The 25,092-nt window shown below is 38.6% G+C and carries 24 protein-coding genes and 1 tRNA gene; 9 read left to right on the top strand and 16 right to left on the bottom strand.

Annotated elements, in window-relative coordinates:
• Positions 1-4: 4 nt before the first annotated feature.
• The 3 genes from epmA to sthA all read right to left on the bottom strand — a co-directional run bounded on the left by epmA (position 5) and on the right by sthA (position 3,866).
• A complete protein-coding gene (gene epmA, locus PYV58_RS06035; RefSeq protein WP_034616192.1) occupies positions 5-979 on the bottom strand; it encodes an EF-P lysine aminoacylase EpmA in 975 nt (324 codons plus the stop codon).
• Positions 976-2,043, bottom strand: a complete 1,068-nt coding sequence (locus tag PYV58_RS06030) for a 4-phosphoerythronate dehydrogenase (RefSeq protein WP_034616189.1) — start codon at positions 2,041-2,043, stop codon at positions 976-978. The genes epmA and PYV58_RS06030 overlap by 4 nt, the downstream gene beginning before the upstream one ends.
• Positions 2,044-2,450: 407 nt before the next feature.
• On the bottom strand, positions 2,451-3,866 hold the full coding sequence (gene sthA, locus PYV58_RS06025) for a Si-specific NAD(P)(+) transhydrogenase (protein WP_004717049.1): 1,416 nt from the start codon (positions 3,864-3,866) through the stop codon (positions 2,451-2,453).
• A 202-nt stretch (positions 3,867-4,068) separates the two neighbouring features.
• Between sthA and lipA the strand changes: the two genes are divergently transcribed.
• Entirely contained in the window at positions 4,069-5,082 is a 1,014-nt protein-coding gene (gene lipA, locus PYV58_RS06020; protein ID WP_004717052.1) for a lipoyl synthase, read from the top strand.
• Between the two features lie 71 nt (positions 5,083-5,153).
• Here lipA and PYV58_RS06015 read toward each other — a convergent pair whose 3' ends face one another.
• Together PYV58_RS06015 and PYV58_RS06010 are read right to left on the bottom strand one after the other, a co-directional pair.
• Complete coding sequence (locus tag PYV58_RS06015) at positions 5,154-5,573, bottom strand: hypothetical protein (RefSeq protein ID WP_034617999.1); 420 nt, start codon at positions 5,571-5,573, stop codon at positions 5,154-5,156.
• Positions 5,574-5,829: 256 nt separating this feature from the next.
• Positions 5,830-6,312, bottom strand: a complete 483-nt coding sequence (locus PYV58_RS06010; RefSeq protein WP_034618001.1) for a hypothetical protein — start codon at positions 6,310-6,312, stop codon at positions 5,830-5,832.
• A gap of 555 nt (positions 6,313-6,867) precedes the next feature.
• Here PYV58_RS06010 and uraH point away from each other — a divergent pair.
• The gene (uraH, locus tag PYV58_RS06005) at positions 6,868-7,269 is read left to right on the top strand and encodes a hydroxyisourate hydrolase (protein WP_081407419.1); all 402 of its coding nucleotides are present in this window, start codon (positions 6,868-6,870) and stop codon (positions 7,267-7,269) included.
• A 79-nt stretch (positions 7,270-7,348) separates the two neighbouring features.
• Here uraH and PYV58_RS06000 read toward each other — a convergent pair whose 3' ends face one another.
• Positions 7,349-9,052 carry a M61 family metallopeptidase gene (locus tag PYV58_RS06000; RefSeq protein ID WP_034618003.1) on the bottom strand — a complete coding sequence of 568 codons (1,704 nt, stop codon included), beginning with the start codon at positions 9,050-9,052 and terminating at the stop codon, positions 7,349-7,351.
• A 178-nt stretch (positions 9,053-9,230) separates the two neighbouring features.
• Between PYV58_RS06000 and PYV58_RS05995 the strand changes: the two genes are divergently transcribed.
• The 4 genes from PYV58_RS05995 to PYV58_RS05980 all read left to right on the top strand — a co-directional run bounded on the left by PYV58_RS05995 (position 9,231) and on the right by PYV58_RS05980 (position 14,085).
• Positions 9,231-10,499: a D-alanyl-D-alanine carboxypeptidase PBP6B gene (locus PYV58_RS05995; RefSeq protein WP_051671108.1), complete on the top strand. Its 1,269-nt coding sequence runs from the start codon at positions 9,231-9,233 to the stop codon at positions 10,497-10,499.
• Positions 10,500-10,626: 127 nt separating this feature from the next.
• A complete protein-coding gene (locus tag PYV58_RS05990) occupies positions 10,627-11,913 on the top strand; it encodes an NAD(P)/FAD-dependent oxidoreductase (RefSeq protein WP_004717064.1) in 1,287 nt (428 codons plus the stop codon).
• A gap of 143 nt (positions 11,914-12,056) precedes the next feature.
• Entirely contained in the window at positions 12,057-12,539 is a 483-nt protein-coding gene (locus PYV58_RS05985; protein ID WP_004717066.1) for a peptidylprolyl isomerase, read from the top strand.
• Between the two features lie 109 nt (positions 12,540-12,648).
• Positions 12,649-14,085 (top strand): deoxyribodipyrimidine photo-lyase, encoded by a 1,437-nt coding sequence (locus PYV58_RS05980; RefSeq protein ID WP_034618011.1) that lies wholly within the window; start codon positions 12,649-12,651, stop codon positions 14,083-14,085.
• A gap of 33 nt (positions 14,086-14,118) precedes the next feature.
• Here the strand turns inward: PYV58_RS05980 and PYV58_RS05975 are convergent, their stop codons facing one another.
• Entirely contained in the window at positions 14,119-14,598 is a 480-nt protein-coding gene (locus PYV58_RS05975) for a hypothetical protein (protein WP_034618005.1), read from the bottom strand.
• Between the two features lie 246 nt (positions 14,599-14,844).
• Here PYV58_RS05975 and PYV58_RS05970 point away from each other — a divergent pair.
• A tRNA-Asn gene (locus PYV58_RS05970) sits at positions 14,845-14,920 on the top strand.
• A gap of 171 nt (positions 14,921-15,091) precedes the next feature.
• Here the strand turns inward: PYV58_RS05970 and PYV58_RS05965 are convergent.
• From PYV58_RS05965 to lepA, 9 genes are all read right to left on the bottom strand, one after another.
• Positions 15,092-15,736 (bottom strand): tRNA-(ms[2]io[6]A)-hydroxylase, encoded by a 645-nt coding sequence (locus tag PYV58_RS05965; RefSeq protein ID WP_034616324.1) that lies wholly within the window; start codon positions 15,734-15,736, stop codon positions 15,092-15,094.
• A 34-nt stretch (positions 15,737-15,770) separates the two neighbouring features.
• Positions 15,771-16,496 (bottom strand): pyridoxine 5'-phosphate synthase, encoded by a 726-nt coding sequence (gene pdxJ, locus PYV58_RS05960; protein ID WP_004717080.1) that lies wholly within the window; start codon positions 16,494-16,496, stop codon positions 15,771-15,773.
• A gap of 31 nt (positions 16,497-16,527) precedes the next feature.
• On the bottom strand, positions 16,528-17,247 hold the full coding sequence (gene recO / locus PYV58_RS05955; RefSeq protein ID WP_004717082.1) for a DNA repair protein RecO: 720 nt from the start codon (positions 17,245-17,247) through the stop codon (positions 16,528-16,530).
• Between the two features lie 11 nt (positions 17,248-17,258).
• Positions 17,259-17,450 (bottom strand): NF038104 family lipoprotein, encoded by a 192-nt coding sequence (locus PYV58_RS05950; RefSeq protein ID WP_004717085.1) that lies wholly within the window; start codon positions 17,448-17,450, stop codon positions 17,259-17,261.
• A gap of 20 nt (positions 17,451-17,470) precedes the next feature.
• Positions 17,471-18,499 carry a GTPase Era gene (era, locus tag PYV58_RS05945; protein WP_004717086.1) on the bottom strand — a complete coding sequence of 343 codons (1,029 nt, stop codon included), beginning with the start codon at positions 18,497-18,499 and terminating at the stop codon, positions 17,471-17,473.
• A 5-nt stretch (positions 18,500-18,504) separates the two neighbouring features.
• Positions 18,505-19,197 carry a ribonuclease III gene (gene rnc, locus PYV58_RS05940; protein ID WP_004717088.1) on the bottom strand — a complete coding sequence of 231 codons (693 nt, stop codon included), beginning with the start codon at positions 19,195-19,197 and terminating at the stop codon, positions 18,505-18,507.
• Positions 19,169-19,543 (bottom strand): DUF4845 domain-containing protein, encoded by a 375-nt coding sequence (locus PYV58_RS05935; RefSeq protein ID WP_004717090.1) that lies wholly within the window; start codon positions 19,541-19,543, stop codon positions 19,169-19,171. Before PYV58_RS05935 ends, rnc begins: the two co-directional genes overlap by 29 nt.
• A gap of 310 nt (positions 19,544-19,853) precedes the next feature.
• The gene (gene lepB / locus PYV58_RS05930; protein WP_034616309.1) at positions 19,854-20,708 is read right to left on the bottom strand and encodes a signal peptidase I; all 855 of its coding nucleotides are present in this window, start codon (positions 20,706-20,708) and stop codon (positions 19,854-19,856) included.
• Between the two features lie 21 nt (positions 20,709-20,729).
• A complete protein-coding gene (gene lepA, locus PYV58_RS05925) occupies positions 20,730-22,547 on the bottom strand; it encodes a translation elongation factor 4 (protein ID WP_004717093.1) in 1,818 nt (605 codons plus the stop codon).
• 761 nt (positions 22,548-23,308) lie between these two features.
• Between lepA and PYV58_RS05920 the strand changes: the two genes are divergently transcribed.
• The gene (locus tag PYV58_RS05920) at positions 23,309-24,190 is read left to right on the top strand and encodes a sigma-70 family RNA polymerase sigma factor (protein WP_034616306.1); all 882 of its coding nucleotides are present in this window, start codon (positions 23,309-23,311) and stop codon (positions 24,188-24,190) included.
• Between the two features lie 87 nt (positions 24,191-24,277).
• Complete coding sequence (locus PYV58_RS05915) at positions 24,278-24,778, top strand: hypothetical protein (RefSeq protein ID WP_034616304.1); 501 nt, start codon at positions 24,278-24,280, stop codon at positions 24,776-24,778.
• The last annotated feature ends 314 nt before the right edge of the window (positions 24,779-25,092 follow it).

Raw genomic sequence — 25,092 nt, 5'->3', positions numbered from 1 at the left:
TATATCAAGACACATCCGCAGGAAATGTAATCACCTTTTCCAACTTCATTTGGTTCATCACCACCATTAACAAACGGTCAATTCCCAAAGCTATACCCGCACATTCCGACATATTCGGTAAAGCAGCGAGCAAATACTCATCGATTGGCATCACATGTAGGCCCAGCTTTTCACGCTCAGCATTATCTGCTTGAAAACGACTACGCAAAACCTCAGCATCAATTAACTCATCATAGGCATTGGCAAGTTCTAACCCTTCAATATAGAGCTCAAAACGTGCAGCAACTAACTCACCATCCTCATCCAATTTAGTCTTTGCCAAAGAGGCCAATTCTGGGGGGAAATCAGTTAAAAATACCGGCGTATCAAAACCTAAACTTGGCTCAACCATATGAGAAAATAACAAATCAATATAGGCCAAACGATCATCACCCAAATCCAGATTGAGTCCTACACGGTGTGTCGCATCTTTTAATTGTTGCAACGTTGCTTGCAGTGGATTCAAGTCCAAACGATCAATAAATGCATGCTTATAACTGAGTACGGTTGGTCGAACTTCACCAAAACGTTCAGCCAAAACCACATTTAATAAATCAGTGACTTCTAGCATCAAATCTTTCAAGCTGAACTGCGGACGATACCATTCCAACATAGTAAATTCACTATTGTGCTTACGCCCATGTTCATCATCTCGGAAAACTTTACAAATTTGATAAATCGCACCACTGCCACTCGCCAATAAACGCTTCATGGCAAACTCTGGTGAAGTTTGTAAATAATGCGTTTGTTTTTTGCCATGTAGATGACGCTGAGCCTGTACGGAAGCCAGATGGACATCAGTTACACCCGCTTGAGACAAGATCGGAGTTTCAACCTCTAAAACATCACGCTCAATAAAAAATTGGCGAATTTGTCTATAGAGTTTTGCTCGTGCTTTAAGCGCCTGAATATCACATGTTGGTTTAAAATCTATGCTCATGCTTTTGGCCCTCCATGAGCAGCCCATTCACGGCGCAAAGGATAAGTTTTACGAAGGTAATCAAAGGCTTTTTGATCCACCTTGCCGTCCTTTAAGCAATCTCTTAAATTTTCATCATCTCGCTGAATATTGTAAATTTCAGCTAAGTATTTTTTTAGCGTTTGTTTAATGTTATTGCCATAAAAATATTGTTCACATGCCGGTAATTGTGATTCAAATTTCTTATGCGCGGTATAGGCAAATGTTTTACAAAATGCGTCATAAATCATCTGAGTACCACGTGCTTTACCTTCCAGACTGTAACCCGCAATATGTGGCGTCACAATTGTAATTAAATCCAATAGACGTTGTGAAATCTCAGGCTCATGTTCAAATACATCCAACACCACTTTACGACGTGTTTTTAAGATATCTGCCATTAATGCCGCTTCTTCAACAACAGCACCACGCGCAGAATTAATTAAGATGGTTTCAGGCTGCATCAACGCCAATGCATCAGCATTGATTAAATGATGTGTTGCAAACAACCCTGTTTGGGTTAAAGGCACATGTATGCTGATCGCATCGGCTTTCTTTAATAAAGCGTCAAATTCAACTTGCTGAACATTTTCTCGTTGTACCAAGGGATCATAGCCAATGACATTCCAGCCCAACAACTGAGCCATATATGCTAATCGTGTTCCCACATTGCCTAAACCAATAATGCCTAAAGTAAACTTTTTCCCTAAATCTAGAAAATCCTGATTGAGATGCAGTAAAGCCGTGATGACATATTCTGCAACGGCTTGCGCATTACAACCAGCCGCATTTGACCATGCGATTTGGTGCTTTTCTAATGCTGGAATATCTAAATGGTCTGTTCCTATGGTTGCACTACCGACAAATTTTAGTGCTGTATCTTGGATCAACTGTTCATTGACTTTTGTTATAGAGCGTACCAATAACGCATCTGCATCATTCACATCATGATGAGTCAAATTGCGTCCTGCTGCTTGATGAATGGTTCCGAATTCTGAAAAGAAATATTCAGTAAATGCTAGATTTTCATCTGCAACAATTTTCATAGCGTCATCCACAAGTTTAACTGCCGCTATGATAAACCTTTGAACCACTTAAGACTATGCAGTTCACACATCAAATCTTTAGGGTCTGTTGATAATTCGTCTAAGTTTGCGACTACGTGTGTTTTTTAGGCGATACTAGGCGCGAAATACGAAATTTAGTCATTCTAAATAAGTAGTTCGTAACGACGTAGCGGCAAAAAACACGCTAGTCCCGAAGGGTTGTGGCTAAAATTATCTCAGTCTGCGTTATGAAACTCGAAAATAGTCTCGCTATTCTCTTCGTTTCATGCCTTGCCTGCTCAATTTTAACCTACAACGCAAGCCATTTATGAAATGTCAACAGACCCTAAATATGGCATAAAAAAACCCGCAAGATCACTTACGGGTTTTTAATTCTGAAGATTTGTTTAGAACAAACGATTCATACCATTCAATGTTGCAACACGATAGGCTTCTGCCATTGTTGGATAGTTAAATGTCGTTTCAACAAAATACTTAATGGTATTGTTTCCACTTTGCATCACCGCCTGTCCAATATGGATAATTTCAGCCGCATTATTGCCAAAACAATGCACACCTAATAACTCTAAGGTATCACGATGGAATAACAGTTTAAGTTCACCAACTGTATCCCCTGTAATTTGCGCACGTGCCAAATGACGGAATGATGCTTGTCCAACTTCATATGGAATTTTTTCAGCAGTTAACTGACTTTCAGTTTTACCAAAGAATGAAATTTCAGGGATGGTATAAATCCCCGTTGGAATATCTTTCACTGGTTTAACATTTTCTTCGCCGCTCATATTTGAACCAGCGCAACGACCTTGGTCATATGCTGCAGAAGCAAGAGATGGCCAACCCACCACATCACCTGCCGCATAGATATTTTCAACTTCGGTTTGATATTGGTCATTTACCGCAAGTTGCCCACGGCTATTTGGTGTAATGCCTACATTTTCAAGACCTAAACCATCGGTATTTCCTGAACGGCCATTACACCACAGAATGGCATCAGCTTTAATTTTTTTACCGCTTTGCAAATACAAGACCACATGATCATCAAACGTTTCTAAATGATCGATTTGCTCATTGTGACGCATCAACACGCCTTGTTCACGTAAGTGATAAGACAACGCGTCAGCAATTTCATCGTCGAGATAACTGAGCAGCTGATGTTGTGTATTGATCAAGTCAACTTTATGGTCTAAACCAATAAAGATAGATGCATATTCACAACCAATTACACCCGCGCCATAAATAATAATTTTATGAATTGGATAATCCAGATCTAAAATTTTATCTGAATCAAATACACGCGGATGATTAAAGTCTAAACCTTGTGGGTGATAAGGACGGCTACCTGTGGCAACCACAAGCTGTTTGAAAACTAAAGTTTCTTTAACACCATCTTCGCTAAAAATAATCACCGTATTTTTATCTTGGATATATGCGCGACCGTGAAATACATCGATATGGTTACGGTCATAAAAACGTGAATGTGTATCAACTTGCTGTTGAATCACTTTATGCGCATTACGCAAAACTTGCTTCATAGTGAATTGTTTCCAATCCCCTACTTTTTTAAACATTGGATCACGTTGGTAACGGATAATACTTGAAACTGTCTGACGTAAAGCCTTACTTGGGATGGTGCCGACATGGGTACAGTTACCACCAAGTTGCTCACGAATATCTACAATTGCAACACGCTTACCCGATTTAGCAAGCTTCATTGCCGCGCCTTCACCAGCAGGACCAGAGCCAAGTACGACCGCATCGTATTTCACAAATTTCCCACTAACGACTTCTTTCTTACGTGGCATTCAAAGCTCCTTATAGTAAATTCAGTCTATATCTTGTCTTATGCGATATTATGACCTAAACCAAAACAATTTTCTGTATTTCGCATGCATATATTCTGTGATAACGACATTTAGTATATGAATAGTGTTTTTGCCCTATCTTTTTGCATTTCCGCTATAATGAGCATAATCTCCCCCGTAGAAAACAGTGGAAAAGTTGAATATGTCAGAGAACCGTAAACCAGAACAGGGTGTCAAATTACGTGGCGCGGAAAAAGTTGCTCGTATACCTGTAAAAGTTATTCCCACGGTTGAAGCACCACGAAAGCCGGACTGGATTCGTGTCAAAATGGCTGCGCCTGATGAAGTTCAACGAATCAAAACCACTTTACGTGCACAAAAATTACATACTGTGTGTGAAGAAGCAGCTTGTCCTAACCTTCCAGAATGTTTCGGTGGTGGTACTGCAACCTTTATGATCATGGGTGATATTTGTACCCGTCGCTGTCCATTCTGCGATGTTGCACATGGTCGTCCAAATGCACTTGATCCTGATGAACCTCGTCATATGGCAGAAACCATCGCCAATCTCGGTTTAAAGTATGCAGTGATTACCTCTGTAGACCGTGATGATCTTTTGGATGGTGGTGCGCAACATTTTGTTGATTGTATTCAAGAAGCGCGTCAACTCAGTCCAAAAACATTATTAGAAATATTGGTTCCTGATTTCCGTGGTCGTATGGATATTGCGCTGCGTATCATGACTGAATGTCCACCAGATGTATTTAACCATAACATCGAAACGGTACCTCGCCTCTATAAAGCGATGCGCCCGGGTTCAGACTATCAACATTCTTTAAACTTATTAAAAATGTTTAAAGAATACTGCCCTGATGTGCCAACAAAATGTGGTTTGATGGTGGGTATTGGTGAAACCGAAGAAGAAGTGATTGCCCTGTTAGATGATCTACATGCACACGGTGTTGATTATGTGACAATTGGTCAATATTTACAGCCTTCTAAAGAACATGCACCAATTGACCGTTTTGTCACACCAGAAGAATTTGAGCGTTATACTGCACACGGTCACAAGCTTGGTTTCAGAAATATCTGGGCTGCTCCAATGGTTCGTTCAAGCTATTTTGCAGATCGTCAATATTATGGTGAACCTGTTCCAGTGGTACGCCGTAAAGTTGATCCAGCGAAAAAAATTGCGGTACAAGCCATCGAAGCTTAAGTCATCGTTCACAAATTTAAACGTCAAAAAGCACTCAATATTGAGTGCTTTTTGACAGATATTTTTAATCTTTAACGACACTTCCCTGTAGTTTTACCTTCAACACTGCTCATACTGCTTTGTAGTTTCGTCAGTGTGGAACATTGTAAGTTTCCTGAAATCATGGATTTATTTAAACTCAATGTTGACAATACCTGACCTGCAAGCACATCCCCCTCAACAGAAGAATTGACTAACTTTAATACTTTGGCTGTATTGGCTTGCACATTTCCACTCACTGAAGAATTATTTAAAATCAAACTCCCACCATTGAGAACATTCACATTCCCATCAACAGATGTACTATTTAAAGTACATGTTGCACCTGCTGGTACAGTTAAGTTTGCCACAGCATTATTGCTGATTGTACTTGAACAATTTGCAGCAAATCCAAGTGGAGCTACGCCTAAACCACATGCAATTGTGATGAGCTTTAAGAAACGCTTTTTCATTGACATTACCCTTTTGTATTATGAATTTAGAATAAATTTATTGTTGGATGATTTTAAAATATACAGTTAGAAAGTTTAATGACAAATATGTTGATTTCTTTTAACTGGGAATCGTGAATATAAAAATGGATGACGCTTTAGCTTATTTACCTCATTTTACTGTTATTGCAGATTTCGGTTGAAATAAATCATTGCCGACTTAGCGACTTTCACTGATCTCAAAATCAAAAAGCCGCTTTAAATTAGGGCGGTGTCGTTATTTTACTTTCTGCTTAAGTTCTTCAACATAGTCTGCGTAATCCAACATTAAGCCCTTTCCTGTCAATTCGTCAGGTAGTCCCTTTGTGCAAGACCAATTGTCAGTCCACGCATGATTCTGCGGAAAATACAGACTTCCTAACTCATTCTGAACTTCTGTTTTAAGGTGGGCAATGAACTCCTGTGCTTTTGCTTCTCCCATTTGTTCGCTAAGCAACTTAAATAAGAGCTGTTGCAACTCTTTCTGATAACGTCCATGCTTTTGATTCCACTGATCATACAATCGTTGTAACTCAACTCTCGTCGAAGGATCAAATTGCTCACAGGACGCAAGCATATTTGAAATTAAGGCAGGTACATCTAAATAAGCCGTATATAAAAACTGTAGCTTGCCTGTACCGTCTGCACGTGCAACAGATGTCGCCAATAGCAAAACGCAACACAAAACTATCCGTGGAATTTTGAAAAGAGATTTTTTCATATTATATTTTCCTTCTCACTATCGAATGTATGATTCGCACATCGTGTTAGACCACGACAAAACATATATAGGACAAGATTTAAGTATTAACTACAAATAATTGGTTAATATTTTATTTATATAAACTTAACAATAAGCTTTGACTATACCATTTAAAAAACCACAAGGCTAAGGTTTGATTCAGTTTTTTGACTGTCTCGAATCACATTATAAATAGTCGTATAAATCGCCAAGAACAGTAGCTAAGTTTAAATCTGTCAAAATTTTTATTAGGGTATTTATCCAGTCAAATCGGTTTCTCACTTATGCAAGCATCTAAATAAAATATGCATCGTTTTTTAGACTGGCTCGTTTGCAAGCCTAAGCATTTCATTTAGAAATCTCTCAACGATACTGTTTTATCTATTATTTTAACTATCTATCTAATTGTTAAATAAAAATTATTTAACTCCCCATACATCGTTAAATTTTAACAATTAATATAATTTTACATTTTTTTAACGGCAACACTTCAACTTGACCTTAACATAGTGATTTTAGTCTTAGTAAAAATTGATGATGAAAAAATTAACTTTAGCTATTTCAGCAACCCTATTTTCTGGGCTTTGTTTTGCCCAAAACCCATTAAGCGTACATGTATTAAATCTTGAAAATGGCTTACCTTCAAGCAATGTTAAAGTCATTCTTGAAGCGCAACAAAAAGATAAATGGGTAAAAATTAATGAGGGAAGTACTGATAGTAATGGACGAATTTCATCCTTATACCCTGAAAACAAAGCCTTAGATAAAGGTGTCTACAAGGTTACTTTTCAAACAGGTGAATGGTTTAAACAAAATAACCAACGTGCTTTTTTCCCAGAAGTTCCTGTGGTTTTTGTGATTGATGGAAGTCTTGAACATTATCATATTCCTCTCTTGATTAGCCCTTATGGATATTCAACATATCGTGGTAATTGATTGATCATACCAAGTTAAATTTTAGGCATAAAAAAACCGATGTTTTTTTAACATCGGTTTTTCTTGATACACAACTTAATTAAGCCTTTAACCATTTCTCAGCTTTGGCTTGATCTAATACAGTTAAATCAACCGTAGTCAACGCAACTTCGCCGCCTTGCAACTCAAATTGTAAAAACTCATCACGACGGAATGCATAAACCGTAAATTGACCTTGCTGTTTTGCATATTGGTTTAAAAGTTTTTCAGACGCTTTTAAACCATCAATCGCAATGATCACATCATTGGCAGACAGCCCCGCTTTAGCACCAACACCATCACGACGCGCTTGCTGAATGATGACACCCTCAGCTTTTTCAGCAACTTTCAAACCAAATGGAAGTGCTTTTTCATTTTGCAAGCTATAGCTCAAACCAAATTCAGGGAACAATTGATCCAGTGGTAATTCATCTGTGGTATTAATCAAATGATTAATCTGTTCAATCCAATTATCGCCAGTCAGTTCATTGCACAGTTCGACAATGGTACGCTCATTGACTTGCATGCCCTTTTGGGTATTTTCATACAAACGGCGCATTAAGGCATCCAAACTAGAACCACGTAAACGTAGACCTAAATCTAAACTGAGTGCAACTAAACAGCCTTTATTGTAATAACTGGTTCCAGCATTATTTGAATTTTCATCCTGACGATAAAATTTAATCCAAGCATCAAAACTAGACTCTGAAACAGATTGAATAAAACGTCCTGGATTTTGTAGATAACGATCAATTTGCCCTTTTAACAACTTTAAATAAGATGCTTGAGAAATCACACCACTGCGATACAGAATCAAATCATCGTAATAAGAGGTGAAACCTTCAAAAATCCATAACAGTGAGGTATAGCCTTCCTGATCCAAATCATAATTTGCAAAATTTTCAGGGCGGATAAATTTAACCAACCACGAATGAAAATATTCATGGCTACACAACCCAAGGAAGCGTTGATAATCCGCAGAAGGCTCTACAGGTTCATTTGCTTTAGGAAAATCATCACGTGGTGAAATCAGACTGGTACTATTAGGATGCTCTAAACCACCATAACTATTACCAGTTGCCATAGTCATAAAAGTATAGTTTTCAAAAGGCGCTGAACCAAACATTGAAATTTCTGTACTACAAATTTTTTCAAGGTCTTGCTTCATACGCGCTGCATTCATTGTATGCTGACCAGAAACCACAAATTCATGTGGAATCCCGTTCGCTTCAAAACTAAAACGGGTTTGATCCGCCAATTCAAATGGTGCATCAATCAATTGTGCATAATTGTTGGCTTTTAAGGTATAGCGCCCTTTCACCAAGCTTCTTGATTCTAAACCTGTGGCAATTTGAAAATGCTTTAATTCTTCAGGTAAAAATACTTCAACTTCGATTGCTGATTCTTCTTGGTCTTGTAGCCCTAGGCAGACACAAGCAGGATTGACATATAAACGGGTTTGATCGACATACGCGCCACGTACCGAAAGGTCATAGGCATAAACATCATATTCAACAGTAATCAGTTCATGGTCGGTGTTATATAAACGCCATTTATTTTTTTCAAACTTATTAATTTGCAGTTGACGACCCGCTTCATCATAGGCTTTCACAGATTCGATATGTTTAGAAAATTCACGGATCAAATAGCTACCAGGAATCCATGTAGGAAGTGACAAAACTTGAGTAGGGTTCGCCAGAAAGCGCAATGTGACATGAATGAGGTGCTGACTGTAATCGTCAAATTCAATCTGATAATGCAACATAAATATATATTCGAAAATAGACAGTGAGAAATTACCAATTAGATTAGCATTTTTTTACAAAGTCAGGCGATTTTAGTCGCAATTCTCTACGATTCTGACTAGCGAAGAGTGCAAAAAAGGCATAGCATTCGCAAAGTTTATGCACTCTTGCCATAGGATTGGCTTAAAGGTAAATCTGTTGAAAATTCTTGCTTCTTTTATCGCGATAACTGGCTTGGTTTGCTCCACGTTTGTTAACGCCGCTTTACTTAATATTAATCCGCAATCTGTTGAAGCTGAAGCTTGGACAATATTAGATACACAATCGGGTCAAACCATTGCTGAATATAATAGTCATGTACAGCGTGCGCCAGCATCCATGACCAAAATGATGGTCGCCTATATTGCGTTGAAAGAACTCAAAGCAGGTCATATCAAAAAAGAAGAGATTATTACTGCAACCCCTGTAGTTCAAATCGTACAATGGGATGAATCTCAAATGTACCTGAAGCAAGGTGAGCAAATCTCAATTGACCAACTTCTTGCTGGATTGATTGTGATGTCTGCCAATGATGCAGCAGTAACGCTGGCAGAACGTATCTCAGGTAGCGTACCTGCATTTGTTGCTCGTATGAACCAAGAAGCACAAGCCTTGGGAATGAAGGATACTCATTTTGCCAACCCTCCGGGTATTACCATGCCTGATCATTTTTCGTCAGCTCATGATATGGCGATCTTAGGTCAAGCAGTAACATCACAAACCCCTGAATATATGCATTATTCAGTGATGCCAAGTTTTAGTTATAACCAACATTTTCATCATGCCACTAACCTTGTTTTAAAGTCTGATCCAAGTGTAGATGGTTTAAAAACGGGTTTTACCAAAGCAGCCGGCTATAACTTAGCACTGACAGCGCATCGTCCTTCTGCCATTACCGAGTCTCCTGATCGTCGTTTAATTGTGGTAGTGATGGGTGCAAAAAGTGCAGTTAAACGCGCGGAAATTGCACATAAACTGTTAAACTTGGGCTATGCCTACACCCGTGATGAAGTCGCAATTAAAGACAAACAATTGATTGCTGAGCTTCCTGTAGTTAAATCCACCTTAAAAATGTTTAAGGTTGAAGCAAAAAAACCTCAACTCATTACCACATCTTTATATAACGATGCGACACCAATTGATTTAGCGACTTTTGATGTTGTAAATAGCCGTATCATGAAAACTGAAGCAAATGGTCTCTTGGCAGCAGTTGAACCGCTTACAACAACTCAAACCCATTTGAATGTTGAACTGAATGAGACATCACTTACCGCACCTTTAGAAAAGATCATGCATTTGGCAAAAGTGAATGTTTACCAAAACAATCAACTGATTCAAAGTTTTGATATTGAAGATGAAGTGCATATCGAACAAGCCTCTTGGTTTGAACGTTTAATCGAATGGATCAAGTCAATTTTTGGGATTTAATTAAAACCAACCAATTTACTTAGATTTATTATAATTATGTAACCTGTAATACAAAAAAAACCTAAACAATTAAATAGAATGGCATATTTATGCCATTCTATTTTCATAACAACAATTTAGGTTTTCTATGTCAAATCTACATCATATCGTGATTGTTGGTGGTGGCGCTGGTGGTTTAGAACTGGTGACACAACTCGGTGATACGCTTGGAAAGAGTAAAAAAGCCAAAATCACCCTTGTTGACCAAAAACTCACCCATATCTGGAAACCATTGCTGCATGAAATTGCGGCTGGCACCATGAACCCAAGTGATGAAGAAACCAATTACTATGCGCATGCAGCCAAGCATCACTATGAATTTGTCTTGGGCCGTTTTGAACATTTAGATCGTGATAACAAAACCATCGAGCTCAGCAAAACCCAAACCAGTAAATATGAATCCAATCAAGAGCAAATCACACTGCATTATGACACCTTAATTCTGGCTGTCGGCTCAGTCTCCAATGACTTTAATACGCCTGGGGTTAAAGAGTTTTGTCATTATCTCGACAGTCGTCAACAAGCAGAAGTCTTCCAGCAGGACTTACTGCACTTGTATTTAGATGCACAAAATAAAAATATTGATCGTGAATTACATATTGCCGTGATTGGTGCAGGCGCAACAGGTGTTGAACTTTCAGCTGAGTTGGTTCAAGCCAAACAGAACTTTTATAAATATGGTTTAAATAAAATTAACCCAAACAATGTCAAAATTACTTTAGTTGAAGGCGCTGATCGTATCTTACCAGCACTTTCTGAAAAAATGGCAGAGCATGCCACACAGCAATTACAACGAATGAAAATAGATGTATTAACGGGCAAACGTGTTGAAAAAGTAGATGCTGAAAAAGTCTATTTTAGTGATGGCACATCCGTAGAAGCACAATTAAAAGTTTGGGCAGCAGGGATAAAAACCCCTAAAGTAATTGCTAATTTAGCAGGCTTTGAAAAAGATCGTATGGGGCGTTTAAACGTATACGCAACCTTACAGACTCAGGCTGATCCAAACATTTTTGCCTTTGGTGATTGCGCCCACTGTATCTTAGATGCAAGAGAAGCCCCACTTGGTCCACGTGCACAAGTCGCAAGTCAACAAGCTTCGTTTCTTGTAGATGCAATGAATGCACGTATCAAAGGACGACCACAGCCAATGTTCCAGTTCGCAGACAAAGGCTCACTGGTATCACTTAGTGAAAATAAAGCGGTCGGTGAGCTACTTGGTCAGGTCAATGTTCAGGGCTTTGTGGCAAAATCGATGTATGTGTCTTTATATCGTATTCATCAAGCGACGATATATGGCTATGCTCATGCAGGCTTGTTAACGGCTAAAGATTTTGTTACACGAAAAATCGCGCCAAAAATAAAATTGCATTGAAATTTAAATTTTTGCCCATATTTATGAAAAAATGGTCAAAATACAGATGAAAATGCAATTTTTTAGTAATTTTAGTCTACAAAAATTGCTTTTCACTTTATGATGTAGCCTTAAAATTATCGATTACCGAATGGATCAATAACATGACTGCTATTGCAAATAACAACGTGGTTTCTTTCCACTATACGCTGACTAACGCTGAGGGTGAAACTCTCGATAAATCACAAGGTGAACCACTTGCATATTTACATGGCGCAGGTAACATCATTCCTGGTTTAGAAAAAGCTTTAGAAGGTAAAACTGTAGGTGACAAATTTACAGTCACTATCCCTGCTGCTGAAGGTTATGGCGAATACAACCCTGACCTCGTTCAAGAAGTTCCTGCTCAAATGTTCCAAGGTGTTGAGAACATTGAAGCTGGTATGCAGTTCCAAGCTCAAACTGATGACGGTGTTCAAATCGTTACTGTTAAAGCAATCGAAGGTGACAACATCATCGTTGATGCTAACTTCCCATTAGCTGGCCAAGATCTTACTTTTGAAGTTGAAATCGCAGAAGTTCGTGATGCTTCTCCAGAAGAATTAGAGCACGGTCATGTACACGGTGCAGGTGGCCATCACCACTAAGATCTACTTGATCTGATCGAAAAGGCAAAGTTTTTACTTTGCCTTTTTTATGCGTATTGGTTTAAATTGATGAAAACCTAGTGTGAATGAATCAATTCCTATCAATCCTATGCAAAAACAACTTCTTTGGTTCCGTCAAGACTTACGTATTCAAGACCATACTGCCCTATGGCATGCAGCGCAAAGCGGTCCTGTAATTGCACTGGTGATTCTTTCACCTGAACAATGGCGGATGCATGACGATGCACCGATTAAGCTTGATTTCTATTTACGTCAAATTCAAGCCATTCAACAAGAACTTGCTTCTATTCAAATTCCGTTGATTATCCGCACTGTTCCCTTATGGGAAAACATTGCAACAGAGATCGATCAACTCTGTCAAAAACTGGACATTGAAAATGTACACGCCAATATTGAGTGCGGTGTTAATGAATTAAATCGAGATTTCCAAGTTCAAACACAACTGAATCAAAGTAACCGTGATTTGGTTTTATATCATGATCGCACTCTGTTCCCTGTCGGTTCAATTCGCAATAAATCCAATCAACCCTATCAAGTCTTCGGTGCATTTAAAAAATACTGCTATGAACAACTGAGTATTTCGATCCCGCAATGCTTCCCTATTCCTGAGACTCAAGCTTTAAATGATGCAATAGATCTGGGCAAGTTGAATAACAATAGCCTGCCGACTTTGGCCGAGCTTGGTTTTACATTCGATCCGAATCAGATCAACAAGCAGTGGCAAATTGGCGAACAATATGCCTTGAATGTCTTGGATGATTTTATTGAAAACAAAGTCCGTCATTATCAACTCGAACGTGATTTTCCCCAAATTGAAGCCACCAGCCAGCTTTCAGCCTATTTAAATATAGGCATCCTTTCAATTCGACAATGTTTCAATGCCCTCTTTCGAGCACAATTCGGACATTTTTCTATTGATCATGTTGGTCAACAAACATGGCTCGATGAGCTGCTTTGGCGTGAGTTCTATCAGCATATTCTGTTTGATTTCCCGCGTGTATCAAAGCACTTGCCCTTTAAAATGCCAACACAGCAACTACAATGGCGCGATGCTGCAAATGATTTAAGCGCTTGGCAAACAGGTCAGACAGGGATTCCGATCGTTGATGCAGGTATGCGCCAGTTACTTCACACAGGTTGGATGCATAATCGGATCCGTATGGTTGTCGCCATGTTTCTCACCAAGAACCTATTGATTGATTGGCGTTTAGGTGAGCAATGGTTTATGCGACATCTTATTGATGGGGATTTGGCTGCCAATAACGGCGGATGGCAATGGTGTGCATCTACAGGAACTGATTCCGTACCTTATTTCCGTATTTTTAACCCTATCAGCCAATCGCAAAAATTTGATGCACAAGGTGACTACATTCGACAGTGGGTTCCAGAACTTGCACATTTAGACGCAAAAACCATTCATGAACCTTATGCAAAAAATCCCAATATTGAGCTCAATTATCCAAAGCCAATTGTGGATTTAAAACAAAGTCGTATTCGAGCAATTGAAGCTTTTAAGCAGATTTAAAGTCACACTTAAAAGCGTTCTCAATGCGTTTGATTAAATCGCGTGTTGAAACAATTTAAACGGATTTTGAGGATGGTTTTTTGGGCGTTCAATCGATTCAAAATAGCAGTAATATTTAAAGATGCGATCCAAAGAAACATAAAGCACTTTTTGTTCTGAAACTGACCAGATTTGCGCATGGTTAGAACCTGATAAGGTACTTCCACTCAATTGGAACAGATAAAAATCTTGTGTCCGTTGAACTGGTTTTTGAGTAGCCTGCTTGTCTGAACTTGATGAAACCTGACTGGATGAATTTAATAATCGACACGGTGTATTAATTAGCCATTTTTCACTAAACCAAAGCTGCAACAGATCGCCCAAATACAGTTTTTTTTCAGTAAATGGCCAAACATCTAAATAGGCTTGTTCAACTTGGATAAAATATTGTTCAGAATCTTGCAGGATTGAAAGATAATTTTCTTGATAGAATGAGAAGTTTTCAAAAATTTGAGAAATAGTAAGCGTATTCATTCGCTGTCTCCTGTTTAGCCATTTAGTGCTGGCAAGTTGGTTTTAAATCCACACTGTTTAAGTCAAACTTAAACACTCTTTATGGTTTTAATCTAACAAGACCGTTTCACTATTGCAACTGTCAGAATCAATTTTTTTAATTTATCTATAGATTGCTCAAATAAAAACCATACAGTGTACAAATGAAGAAAAGATGACAGGAAAGGCTTGACCCATAAAGATATATCCTTATAATCGCATTCAGATTCTCCAATAGCTCAGTCGGTAGAGCGACGGACTGTTAATCCGCAGGTCCCTGGTTCGAGCCCAGGTTGGAGAGCCAAATTCTAAAAGCCCACTTATCAAAGTGGGCTTTTTTTATTTCAGAACTAGTCACAGGGTGTGACAAACTAAAGCAACAGTTCCATCTGGTTTTTATTAAACAGCACAACGAAATAGACCAAAGCAATGCTTTGGTCTATTATTTAAATTTAGTTTTTAATCAGGCAAGCAGTTAAACCGGCACACCGCTATGGAAACGGAAAGTCTTATCAGGCGTTAAAATCAAATCCTTCTCTACTTCACGGATCAATTCGATGCGTTGCTGAATATCCTCTTCTGGATCTTTTAATTTAGCAGTTTTAGCAACATCTAAAGCCAAAGCTAAATAGTCCTCATAGTGACGAGATTCAGATTTCAGCAAGTAACGGTAATAACGACCCAACTCATCATCTACCAATGGTGCTAAGGCATAAAATCGTTCACAAGAACGTGCTTCAACAAACGCACCAATCACCAAAACATCAATCAAAGCTTCTGGTTCATAAGTACGAATTTCTTTACGCAAACCACCTGCGTAACGACCTGCACTCAGACCTTTCCATTCTTGACCACGTTTGCTCATAAACTCTAACACTTGTTCATAATGCAACATTTCTTCACGCACTAGTTGCGCTAATTTGATCTGCAAATCGGTAAAAAAACTGTAGCGAAACATCAAGTTCATTGCTGTTCCAGCCGCTTTCTTTTCACAATTCGCATGATCCTGCATGAGCAATGGGAGATTGTTCAATGCCTCATCCAACCATGCTTTTGGCGTTTCACAGCCTAAAAAAGCAATCACAGGTTGCATAAGCTCATCATAATTCATATTCGACATGATCAATATTCAACAACGTAAATCAAAAATTAAATTAACCAGCTGCATGAAGTGCGGCCTTCATGTCCTTTACTGCTTGTTCCAAACCGACAAAAACACTTTCAGCAATAATCGAATGTCCAATATTGAGTTCATGAATCTGAGGAATTGCAGCAATTGCAGCCACATTGTCCAAATTCAAACCATGACCAGCATTGACGACCAAACCTTTAGATGCTGCGTACTCAGTACCTTTAATAATTCTTTCGAGTTCAATCTGTTGAGCTTCAGCAGTTTTAGCGTCTGCATAAGCACCCGTATGTAATTCAATAGTGGGTGCACCACAAGCAATTGCAGCATCGATTTGTGCAAAATCAGCATCAATAAACAAAGATACATCACAACCAATTGCAGTTAATGCCTGAGTCGCAGCTTTAACATCTTCAAAATGCCCAAGCACGTCTAAACCACCTTCTGTGGTGATTTCTTGACGTTTCTCTGGCACAAAACACACATGATGTGGTTGAATCTCTTTTGCAAATGCAACCATTTCATCAGTTACAGCGATTTCCAAGTTCATTCTTGTCGTCAATACAGGGCGCATACGGCGCACATCATCATCTTGAATATGACGACGATCTTCACGTAAGTGTAAAGTGATGCCTTCCGCCCCTGCTTGTTCGCAAATTAATGCAGCTTTCACAGGATCAGGATAAGTCGTTCCACGTGCTTGTCTGAGGGTTGCAACATGGTCAATGTTTACACCTAGCAATGCAGCCATAACATTCTCCTAATTAACCAATAAATTAAAATTAACGGCTCAACGTTTTAGATTGAGCATTTTGAACCCAAAGCTGACGACTTTTTAATGGTCGATCACCTAAAAGTGAAGTAATCATTTGTCGATAGAGTTTAGCCAATAATTGTAACTGCTCTGGGCTAAAATCCCTACCCTTTTCATAATTTGCCATGCTTAGAATTTGTTGGCCCAACAACGTCCCAGACGAAGTATATGACACTGGTGTAAAGCCTTCCGCCAATTGAAATTGATAACGCTGGGTCAGCATAATCTCTTGTTGATTTGAATCATGCCCATAATCCAGTGGATAGCCCAACTCTTCTAACAGTGCGTGTTCAAACTGGCGTAAAATTTGTCGAAGAAATAAATCAGCTTGTGGATGTTCAGCCAATTTTTGTAAATGTTGTAAAGTTAAATGGTATTGCTGAAATGTTTCAGACATCATTTCTTCAAGCGGACATAAACGAAGCAGCAGTTCATTTAAATAAAAGCCCGAAAAGAAAGCATCCCCATAAAAGAAAATCGGTTGATTGAGTATTTCGAGTTTTGAAAAGTTTTTAAGCTCGGATTTTCCCGACGCTTGTAAAGTAATCGGTTGGTATTGTGGTGGTGGGGTTTGTCTAAGAATACCGTCGACACGACCATGCTCTTGTGTAAATAAGTGCACAATATGACTACGTTCTCTATATTTTCGATGATGGATTAAATAACCATGCAAGATTTCATTACGCATCTAGCTTGAACTTAATCATCCTTTTGTTTTTTCTTATCATCGTCATCATCCCCATCAGGAATAACAGCGCCTACAACCGCAGCAGTGCCTTTAACCACACCTTTTGTGGTTTTATAAGCAACTTTGACGGGAACTGTCACAATTTTAGTGATACAGCCTTGTAACATGATTATGCAAGCAAGAATTGCTATAACTCGAATCATTTCAGTTCCCAAAAAGTCAATTAAATATCACTGTAGCCTAAACTTTTTAAAGCACGTTCGTCATCAGACCAACCGCCTTTAACTTTCACCCAAAGTGTTAGCATGATTTTTTGCTCAAACATTTTTTCCATGTCGACACGAGCATCCATACCAATTTTCTTCAGCTTAGCACCTTTTTCACCGATCACGATGGCTTTTTGCCCAGGGCGATCAACAAAAATTGTGGCATCAATATAAGTACATGCAGCTTTAGGACGACCAGTTTTTTCATTCACTGTCGCTTCTTCTGTTTTAAATGATTCAATTTGAACCGTTAAATCATAAGGCAGCTCTTCGCCTAACTGACGCATAATTTTCTCACGAATGATTTCACTGGCAAGAAAACGTTCTGAACGGTCAGTTAACTGTTCTAAAGAATATAATGGTGGCTGGAATGGTAGATACTTTTCAATCGCTTCACGCAAATGGTCCAAGTTTGCACCACGTAATGCTGAAACAGGAACAATTTCAGCAAAATTCATCAACTTCGCACGTTCTTGGATCAACGGCAAAATCATACGCTTATTTTCTAAGGTATCGATTTTATTGATAATCAAAACGACTGGCATTTCTGCATTTTGCAGTTTTTCTAAAACCAAGTCATCATTTGGTGTCCATTTCTGGGCATCTAAAACAAATAGTACCAAATTGACATCACGCAATGCAGAGTGTGCAGCTTTGTTCATCATTTTATTGATCGCACGCACTTCTTTCTTGTGCATCCCCGGCGTATCAACAAATACAGCCTGAGACTTTTCACGACTATCAATACCAATGATTTTATGGCGTGTCGTTTGTGGCTTACGTGAAGTAATTGACAACTTTTGACCCAATAAATGGTTCATCAATGTCGATTTACCCACGTTTGGACGTCCTACAATTGCAACAAATCCACTTCGATAATCCGAAGGGATTTCTGTACCTTGTGAGCTAAAAAATTGATTAATTAACTCATTACCGCTTTCAGACGGCTCGTGATCAGCATCATTGTGATCGGAATGTGTACTCATGCAGTTTACTGCTCCAATATCTTTAAAAAATCCGCCGCGACTGCTTGTTCTGCAAAACGGCGACTTGATCCCTCACCCATCATTTTAGGCAAGCCATCTACTGTACATTCTACTTTAAAATGCTGGTTAGGTGCATCACCCTGAATATCTACGACCTCATAAACTGGGAGATGCTTTTTACGAGCTTGTAGATATTCTTGCAAACGTGATTTTGGGTCTTTGAGTTGATCTGTCGGTTCGATATGATCTAAATACGGTTCATACCATTTTAAAACAATCGATTCCAACAAAGGCAAATCTCGTGTTTCGGTATAAATCGCGCCAATAATTGCTTCAACTGTATCTGCTAATATTGACTCACGATGATGACCGCCTGATTTCAATTCACCTGTACTTAAAATTAAACTTTGACTTAACTTTAAATCATTGGCAATTTTACCCAATGCTTCTTGGCGTACCAAAGTTGCGCGCATACGCGTCAAACGACCTTCATTTTCATGAGGATACGCATGATATAAGTAGTTTGCGATGATCATACCCAACAATGCATCACCTAAAAACTCTAGGCGCTCATAGTTGTATTTGTGACTCACCGAGCGATGAGTCAGCGCGAGTTGTAATAACTCGTATTGTTTAAACTGGTAACCGATTCTACTCTGTAAGCGAGGATCACTTACTTTCAACTGACCTTTGATCAAAACTCTTCTCGAAAGTGAGGACTAAATCTATATTCAGCATGAAATTTTTTCGTACTTCATATTTTTTAGTCACTTGTAAACCATCTTTAGTTGATACAGTCGCAATATCCTCAAGTTTAGTATCTCGGATATTGTTCATTTCTAACCGTTTATCAACTTCTGTTGCAAATTTCATTGGTGTGATTTCAGCAGAGCTATTCTTTATCTGCTCTACAATTTGATTATTAATCACACGATCATCCCAGTATAAAGGCCATACAGCAACTATGATTTTCAACATAAAAGCTAAAGCAATTATCCCCAGTAAAATTCCAATATATGAAGCGCCTTGTTGATTTTTACGCATTTTTTTTATCCAACAGCTCAGAATGAATAATCTTTAATCGCAATTGAAAATAATCATATAATTGAGTCAAATACACTGCTGCAGACCCACTGATCATTTTCAATTGTTATAAATTTTTTATCCACTGCAAACCCTGGTGTGATAAAAAACTTTACCGCGCTATTATCCTTGAAACTGCATCAAGTTGCTAGTTTAAATCATTTGTTCTATTTCATTTTTCTTATAAATCAAGACAACTTTATAGCTTTAACAGATAAAAATAAAGGTCAATAAAAATTGACCTTTATTTGATTTTCTAAACTGTAGCCGATTAGTTAATTGCACCATTGCGACTAAATGAAGGCATTTTTAAACCAGGTTCCTTATGCATCCACACATAGATTGCATGACCAGTTAAGTTCTCTTCAGGTACAAAGCCCCAAAAACGACTGTCTGCACTTTGGTCACGGTTATCACCCATGGCAAAATAATGGCCTTTTGGAACAGTCACTTCCCAACTTTGACCATTTGATTTTACAAAGCGGTCATTTGCAGTTGCTACATAAGGTAGGTCTTGTTTTTTCTGTGCATAATTAAATGCTGAAATCAAAGTATTTTGACCTTCCAGCAAACGAACTAAATGCTTATGTGTACCCATCGTTTCATAATAGTAGATTGACTTAGGCGTATCTAAAATATCTTTTTCACGACTAAACTCAGTAGGTACTTGCTCAACATTTTTACCATTGATTGTAAGTTGACCATTATTGAATTCAAGATGGTCACCCGGTAAACCAATAATACGTTTGATATAGCTAATTTTGGGATTTTCTGGATAACGGAAAACAGCAACATCACCACGTTGTGGCTCACCAATATCAATAATCTTGGTATTGGTAATCGGTAAACGAACACCATACTGGAACTTATTCACCAAAATATAATCACCTGTTTCTAAAGTCGGCACCATAGAATCAGAAGGAATATTAAACGGTTCAAATAAGAATGAACGCAACACCAAAACCACTGCTAGAACAGGCCAGAAATCATATGCCCATGAAATGATGACATTTTCATTCCCCTTACCTTTTGTTGCACGTTGTTTCAGTACAAACTTATCCAGTAACCATAGCCCAAAAAATATAAGCGTTGCAGGAACGAGAATTAAATTAAAATCAAAATCCATGAGCAATAAGACCTCTAGTTTTTATCTTTCTACTTTTAACACAGCAAGGAACGCTTCTTGTGGGATTTCAACACTACCCACTTGCTTCATGCGTTTCTTACCTTCTTTTTGTTTCGATAACAGTTTCTTCTTACGAGAAACGTCACCACCATAACATTTAGCCAATACGTTTTTACGCATCGCTTTAACTGTTGAACGTGCAATGATTTGTGCACCTATTGCAGCTTGAATCGCCACATCAAACATTTGACGCGGAATCAAGTCTTTCATCTTTTCAACTAAAGCAATACCACGGTGACGCGCATCATTACGATGACAAATCATTGCCAAAGCATCAACCTTATCACCATTAATTAACACATCGACCTTAACTAGAGATGAACTCTCAAAACGCACGAAATTGTAATCCAACGAAGCAAAGCCACGTGAGCAAGATTTCAATTTATCAAAGAAATCCATAACCACTTCTGCCATTGGAATTTCAAAGGTAATCGATACTTGGTTACCCAAGAATTTCATATCTTTTTGCACACCACGACGCTCGATACACAGGGTCATGACATTACCCAAGTATTCTTGAGGCACTAAAATATGACATTCAGCAATCGGCTCACGTAAATCTTCAACCGTTGAACCATCAGGCATTTTAGATGGGCTATCGATATAAATCGTTTCGCCATTTTTCATCAATGCTTCATAGATTACGGTAGGCGCAGAACTGATTAAGTCTAAATCATACTCACGCTCTAGACGTTCTTGTACAATTTCCATGTGTAGCATTCCCAAGAAGCCACAACGGAAACCAAAACCTAAAGCATCTGAGCTTTCAGGTTCAAAGAACAACGCAGAATCGTTAATTTGTAACTTATGTAGCGCTTCACGGAATGGTTCAAAATCACTGGCATCAATTGGGAATAAACCCGCATAAACCTGTGGTTTTACCTTTTTAAAACCCGGTAAAGTTGCAACATCAGGTGTGGTTGCCAAGGTAATCGTATCACCAACTGGCGCACCAAAAATGTCTTTGATCCCAGCAATGATAAAGCCAACTTCACCCGCTTCTAAAATACCTGTATCGGTATGTTTTGGATTAAAAATACCAACAGAAGTGATGATGTGCGATTGACCTGTTGATTTCATCAACATTTTATCGCCTTTACGCACACGACCTTGTTTGATACGAACAAGTGATACCACACCTAAATAGTTATCAAACCAAGAGTCAATAATTAAGGCTTGTAAAGGTGCGTCACGGTCACCTTGCGGTGCTGGAATAATGTCAACCAATGTCTCTAAAACAGACTCTACACCTAGACCTGTTTTTGCCGAACATGTTGGTGCATGTGTTGCTTCAATACCGATAATTTCTTCGATTTCATGAATAACACGTTCAGGTTCTGCTTGTGGCAAATCGATTTTATTCAGGACAGGTAGTACTTCTAGACCCTGTTCAATTGCGGTATAGCAGTTTGCAACAGATTGCGCCTCAACCCCTTGTGCAGCATCGACAACCAACAATGCACCTTCACAGGCAGCAAGAGAACGCGATACTTCATAAGAGAAATCCACGTGCCCCGGTGTATCAATAAAGTTTAATTGATACTCTTGCCCATTTGGATGGGTATAGTACAAGGTTACAGAAGCCGCTTTAATGGTAATCCCACGTTCACGCTCAAGCTCCATAGAGTCTAGGACTTGAGCCTGCATTTCACGGTCTTGCAATCCACCACACATTTGAATGAAACGGTCTGCAAGTGTCGACTTGCCGTGGTCGATATGAGCGATAATCGAAAAATTACGTATATTGTTGATATTAACGGATTTCTTAGCTACTGCCATACACTACTCTAAAAATATGTACACAATCATGTACTCAATATCAAAAGTACTTATGACGTGCAAAAAATGAAATATCTTAATTGCTGCACAGTATAAGCAGAACATGGTCAAAAATATAGTAATTACATATAAAAATAAGACCTGCTGTGTATTGTTTTATCAACTGCGCCAATCCATGCTTTTAATCTGGTGACCCACAATAACAAGCAGAACCAAGCACTTTTTCTTGGTACTTATACTTCCAGATGCTGACGAATAATACATTAATGCAGAAATAAGCGATGTTCTTTCTGTTCGTAAAATCTATAATCGTCTTTTTAATAAAAACAGGATCGGACTCAAAAAAAGTTTGAGCCAGACTATAAAAAAATAACTGATTAAATCTCATGATAAAAAAGAATGATCCTGCTAAATATCAATAAAACACATAAAATAATTGCAGCAGCTTCAAACAAAATTAAAATTATTTACAACTTTTTGACTCTTTTTATATTCCTCAATCGTTTTAGTAATAGCTTATCTAAACAAAAACATTAACGTGGTGCTGTGCAGATAGAAATTAACCTTATTGGCGGATCTAAAGCACTTGATTCATGCTCAATAGAAATCTTTGTTCAACAACAAATTACAGTGACCGCAAAATGACAAAACAGTCAGGTCATTGATATCAATATATCCTTTTAGATTGCAGCGGCCATACCGCTGTGACCATGATTGAATGGTGAGACAATTTGAATAAAGACCATGATCCTAAGCCTCACATGCAACAGACCCAACTGATTAATCTGGCAGAACAGCTTCGCCCTGAATTGCATCGCTACTGTTCGCGACTGATGGGCTCTGTCATTGAAGGTGAAGATGTCGTTCAGGATACGCTTGCTCGGGCATTGCTTGTGATTGACAAAATACAAGATTTTCAGATGTTACGTGCCTGGTTATTCCGCATAGCACATAACAGAGCACTTGACTTACTTCGAAGTCGAGCCATTCGAATAACAGAAGCTGTGGATAGTGTTACTGACGATATTGAAGATATAAATACCTCTGATCCGATGGAGATGCTGATGCGTGAGGAAACAATTAAAATGGCGGTTTCACGATTTATGCAACTCCCAGTACTTCAGCGCAGTGTCATCATTCTTAAAGATGTTCTTGACGAGCCTCTTGTAGACATTGCTACCCTGCTGAATCTGTCAGTAGACTCAGTAAAAGCCCATCTTTCTCGTGGACGTGCTCGACTGCGCGAAATCAACATAACCACTGAGGAACCACACATTGCCCGACCAACATCTGATGCAGTAGCAAACTATGTAAAGCTGTTTAACCTACGCGACTGGGATGGGCTAAAAGCATTACTTTCTGATGCTGTCAAACTCAGTCAGTCTACTCATCCTGTCCGTGTTGGCGCTACCGATGTCTCCATGTTCTTTGGTGCCTACGCAAAAATTGACCATATCTGGCTAGTTCCCGCATGGCTTGGAGATCGCGAGGTCATTGCTGTCTTTGAAAACCGTATAGACCTCAAACCAAGTTATATCATGTGGCTGGAATGGCAAGAAGGCAAGATTAGCTTTATTCGAGATTACCGCTATGTGCGATATGTTGCCGCTGATGCAGAGCTGATATTAACCCCAAATAAATAAACCATTAGGCTCATCATCATACTCAAACCCATTCGCCATTGAGCATATAGCTATTGTTGATGAGCCAAATGCCTTAAGGAGAATGCCATGAAAGCACAAGCAATCCGTATTCCAGATCTAGCACGTGAAGTATGTCCTTTAGAAAATATTGGCTATGAAGATGCTTTTAGCATTGATATTCCGACTCCCATGATGACTAAAAAGTACAGCGCTGAAAAATGGGCATATGAGATTTTTGCCAATGCTCCTCCAGCAATCAATCAGATCGTTAGTCAGTCATGGAATACCTTGGGATTTAAATCTAAATCTGAATCACACTGGCAATCACTAGAATCAGCAACAATGATCAAGCAAGATGATTTAATCATGATGGTTGTTCACTCTGATTCAGTTGATATTCAAATATGTATGGTCATCAACCTGATCAAATCTCAGGTGATCTTCTCTTCTTTCTTTAGCCGCGGTCATAAATGGTTCTCAACACCCACCTTGAAAATGATGACAGTTCCGCATCGCTTCATTGCACTATATTTACTTAACACTGCCGCTGAGCGTATGAAATTAAAATCATATATTTTTGTTGTTTAAAAAATGGCACATCTCAAAATTGAGTAATGTCACTTATTCAATTGCATGTGTAATTTTACAGATAGGCTCTCCGTTGAGAGCTTTATTTTATTTCTTCATCTTGCTCAAATTTTTCCTACCCCCATATTCCCTTCTAATCGATGTTGTAATTTTGCCTAGTATGGCCAAGTAGCCACTACATTATCCTGCCTTTTCGGCTGTAGATGATGATTTAAAGTGATTCAACACATTTAAGCGTAGATGATAAAAATCATGTCCTGCCAAAAAAATCACGTCAACTATCTTTCGATTCCACACCTGCCTCATCATCGCAA

It is taken from the genome of Acinetobacter sp. TAC-1 (assembly GCF_029025845.1).
Classification (GTDB): Bacteria; Pseudomonadota; Gammaproteobacteria; order Pseudomonadales; family Moraxellaceae; genus Acinetobacter; species Acinetobacter guillouiae.
This window is presented reverse-complemented; position numbering and strand designations above follow the sequence as displayed.

What these genes read in the sequence shown, in the direction of transcription:
- recO (WP_004717082.1), bottom strand. Translation starts at nt 17,247, where the DNA reads ATGCGTAATGAAATCTTGCATGGTTATTTAATCCATCATCGAAAATAT.
- pdxJ (WP_004717080.1), bottom strand. Translation starts at nt 16,496, where the DNA reads ATGGCTGCATTGCTAGGTGTAAACATTGACCATGTTGCAACCCTCAGA.
- PYV58_RS05935 (WP_004717090.1), bottom strand. Translation starts at nt 19,543, where the DNA reads ATGCGTAAAAATCAACAAGGCGCTTCATATATTGGAATTTTACTGGGG.
- PYV58_RS05985 (WP_004717066.1), top strand. Translation starts at nt 12,057, where the DNA reads ATGACTGCTATTGCAAATAACAACGTGGTTTCTTTCCACTATACGCTG.
- PYV58_RS05920 (WP_034616306.1), top strand. Translation starts at nt 23,309, where the DNA reads ATGCAACAGACCCAACTGATTAATCTGGCAGAACAGCTTCGCCCTGAA.
- PYV58_RS05975 (WP_034618005.1), bottom strand. Translation starts at nt 14,598, where the DNA reads ATGAATACGCTTACTATTTCTCAAATTTTTGAAAACTTCTCATTCTAT.
- PYV58_RS06010 (WP_034618001.1), bottom strand. Translation starts at nt 6,312, where the DNA reads ATGAAAAAATCTCTTTTCAAAATTCCACGGATAGTTTTGTGTTGCGTT.
- PYV58_RS05990 (WP_004717064.1), top strand. Translation starts at nt 10,627, where the DNA reads ATGTCAAATCTACATCATATCGTGATTGTTGGTGGTGGCGCTGGTGGT.
- PYV58_RS06000 (WP_034618003.1), bottom strand. Translation starts at nt 9,052, where the DNA reads ATGTTGCATTATCAGATTGAATTTGACGATTACAGTCAGCACCTCATT.
- sthA (WP_004717049.1), bottom strand. Translation starts at nt 3,866, where the DNA reads ATGCCACGTAAGAAAGAAGTCGTTAGTGGGAAATTTGTGAAATACGAT.
- era (WP_004717086.1), bottom strand. Translation starts at nt 18,499, where the DNA reads ATGAGTACACATTCCGATCACAATGATGCTGATCACGAGCCGTCTGAA.
- PYV58_RS05980 (WP_034618011.1), top strand. Translation starts at nt 12,649, where the DNA reads ATGCAAAAACAACTTCTTTGGTTCCGTCAAGACTTACGTATTCAAGAC.
- PYV58_RS05965 (WP_034616324.1), bottom strand. Translation starts at nt 15,736, where the DNA reads ATGTCGAATATGAATTATGATGAGCTTATGCAACCTGTGATTGCTTTT.
- lepA (WP_004717093.1), bottom strand. Translation starts at nt 22,547, where the DNA reads ATGGCAGTAGCTAAGAAATCCGTTAATATCAACAATATACGTAATTTT.
- PYV58_RS06030 (WP_034616189.1), bottom strand. Translation starts at nt 2,043, where the DNA reads ATGAAAATTGTTGCAGATGAAAATCTAGCATTTACTGAATATTTCTTT.
- PYV58_RS05915 (WP_034616304.1), top strand. Translation starts at nt 24,278, where the DNA reads ATGAAAGCACAAGCAATCCGTATTCCAGATCTAGCACGTGAAGTATGT.
- PYV58_RS05950 (WP_004717085.1), bottom strand. Translation starts at nt 17,450, where the DNA reads ATGATTCGAGTTATAGCAATTCTTGCTTGCATAATCATGTTACAAGGC.
- uraH (WP_081407419.1), top strand. Translation starts at nt 6,868, where the DNA reads ATGATGAAAAAATTAACTTTAGCTATTTCAGCAACCCTATTTTCTGGG.
- PYV58_RS06015 (WP_034617999.1), bottom strand. Translation starts at nt 5,573, where the DNA reads ATGAAAAAGCGTTTCTTAAAGCTCATCACAATTGCATGTGGTTTAGGC.
- lipA (WP_004717052.1), top strand. Translation starts at nt 4,069, where the DNA reads ATGTCAGAGAACCGTAAACCAGAACAGGGTGTCAAATTACGTGGCGCG.
- lepB (WP_034616309.1), bottom strand. Translation starts at nt 20,708, where the DNA reads ATGGATTTTGATTTTAATTTAATTCTCGTTCCTGCAACGCTTATATTT.
- epmA (WP_034616192.1), bottom strand. Translation starts at nt 979, where the DNA reads ATGAGCATAGATTTTAAACCAACATGTGATATTCAGGCGCTTAAAGCA.